Below are 1,729 nucleotides of genomic sequence, written 5' to 3'. Positions count from 1 at the left end.
GAACGCGACTCCCGATTGTAAGCTGGTGGCTTACAAATGTAAGCTGGTGGCTTACAATCGGTCAAGCGATTTCGGCTTGGAATTGGCGGAAATCCTAGATTTTTTGTCCAGACCTTCCGGCGGTATCCATACCTAGAAGAAGATTCAGGAAGAGCAGCGGAAAGCCGCTTGCGCGGCTTGCCCATTTCTGGCGGCCCTGACGGGCCGTGGTGGCCGGGGGGGGGGGGCAGAGCCTCATCCTGCCGTTCAGGGCGGCTCAAACACCGCATAGCGGCATTGGGGACGATGTGGGCAGGTCTGGGGCTCTCCCTGCCGTCTAGGGCGGCTCAGAGACCAGCAGAGGCAAAACAGCACTAGTTCCCGAAGGGCGCACTTATGCAAACTTTTCAGTTTGCGGTGCGGCCAAGGGTTTTCACCCTTAGCGATCCCGGAAAAAGCGAGAAAATGCGAGCGTATCGTCCGCTCAATTTGTTCGAGATGAATGCGCAAAGTGAGGACGATGTTGATCTAAGTTTGAAGCTATTGGCGCGTCATAGTGTCATCGACATGCGTACATTCAGTGCCGTGTTTGTCGGAGCCATTGTCGCCAATTTCGCAGCACAAACCGCGTGATTGCGCACCGATCTGAGCACAGCGAGGTAATCGGCAGGCCGCGCTATATTCCGATAGGTTTGATTGCAAGCAATGCGCGGTAATACCGCGCGCTTGGCAGGGGGGGCTTGCCCCCCCGTGCACCCCCTCTAGCCGTGAGGCGGCTTCCTAGTTTCTTCCAAGGCGTCGAGACGGTCTTCCAAGTCCCGACGCCAGTTCAGGCCGGTGCCCATGATCTCGGCCTTGATGGTGGTCTCCAGATCGTCGCGGGTTTCCTCGAGGCGACGCTCCAGCCGCTTCATCCGGTCGAACGTGCCTAGGGTCAGTGTTCGCACGTCCACCACCTCGCGGCGCAGCCCGCGCAGTTCATCACGGATTTCCCGGAGAAGAACGGCGGTGATGTTTTCAGGTTCGTCGCTCATATCGTCTCCGGGCGCAGCTTCACGACCTCAGCCGAGTAGCGTGCGATCGCTTCCCCGTGCTTTGAAATGTCCCCTCTGAACGCGCCCTCCGGCGTCACCGCGATGACCTTGGTGCGGCCCCGCTTGATCCTGCTGATCGCCCCAACGCGCTCAAGCAGCGCGAGGGTATCCTTCATGTCCTGTCGTTTCACCCCCTGCATCTCGGCCAGATCGGCGGCGATCTTGGTGCAGGTGTAGGACTGCCATTCGAGATGCCGCGTGATCAGCAGCAGCGTCGCCAGCGCGGCATTCCGCTCTGCCGGCGTCGCTTCGGTTTTCATCAGGCGGTCCTGCACGGCGTCGATGTATTGATGACCAAGGCTCACGTTACCGCCTCCGAAAAAATCGAACTCTAGCTGCTTTGCTTTACCCAGGGCGGCCAGCCCCGCGGCATGGAATCTGGCGCGCTCTGCGCGCTCCGGGTCTGTCTCGCCCAGCGCGGCCTGATCGGCCAGCAGAGCGGCTTGTCCGTAGCTTCCGCGCCTCCGTAGCTGCCGTGCCGTCAGATCCACCACAGCGGCCTCTGAGCGGCTTCTGGCCGGTTTTCCGGCCAGTATCTCTGCCAGTGTCCGGTGAGGAGCTCCCGCCCGTCTCTGCGCCTCCTGCGTCATCTGCGCGAGGTGGATATCGTCGTCGGAGTGTCCCCGGCGGCGCAGTTCAGCGAGCGATGTGGCCAT

Annotated in this window: 3 protein-coding genes; 1 reads left to right on the top strand and 2 read right to left on the bottom strand. The window is 60.9% G+C overall.

Annotated features, from left to right (window positions below; translation table 11 throughout):
- Positions 1–375: 375 nt before the first annotated feature.
- Positions 376–612: a hypothetical protein gene (locus ACMV_RS21095; RefSeq protein ID WP_148361059.1), complete on the top strand. Its 237-nt coding sequence runs from the start codon at positions 376–378 to the stop codon at positions 610–612.
- 128 nt (positions 613–740) lie between these two features.
- Here the strand turns inward: ACMV_RS21095 and ACMV_RS19305 are convergent, their stop codons facing one another.
- Entirely contained in the window at positions 741–1,013 is a 273-nt protein-coding gene (locus ACMV_RS19305; protein ID WP_041665974.1) for a hypothetical protein, read from the bottom strand.
- Positions 1,010–1,729 (bottom strand): hypothetical protein, encoded by a 720-nt coding sequence (locus ACMV_RS19300; protein WP_013635170.1) that lies wholly within the window; start codon positions 1,727–1,729, stop codon positions 1,010–1,012. The genes ACMV_RS19305 and ACMV_RS19300 overlap by 4 nt, the downstream gene beginning before the upstream one ends.

The organism is Acidiphilium multivorum AIU301 (genome assembly GCF_000202835.1).
Taxonomy (GTDB): domain Bacteria; phylum Pseudomonadota; class Alphaproteobacteria; order Acetobacterales; family Acetobacteraceae; genus Acidiphilium; species Acidiphilium multivorum.
Note: the sequence above shows the minus strand (reverse complement) of the source record. Positions and strands in the feature narration are given on the sequence as shown.

Coding starts and splice junctions, on each gene's coding strand:
- ACMV_RS19300 (WP_013635170.1), bottom strand. CDS start 1,729: ATGGCCACATCGCTCGCTGAACTGCGCCGCCGGGGACACTCCGACGAC.
- ACMV_RS19305 (WP_041665974.1), bottom strand. CDS start 1,013: ATGAGCGACGAACCTGAAAACATCACCGCCGTTCTTCTCCGGGAAATC.
- ACMV_RS21095 (WP_148361059.1), top strand. CDS start 376: ATGCAAACTTTTCAGTTTGCGGTGCGGCCAAGGGTTTTCACCCTTAGC.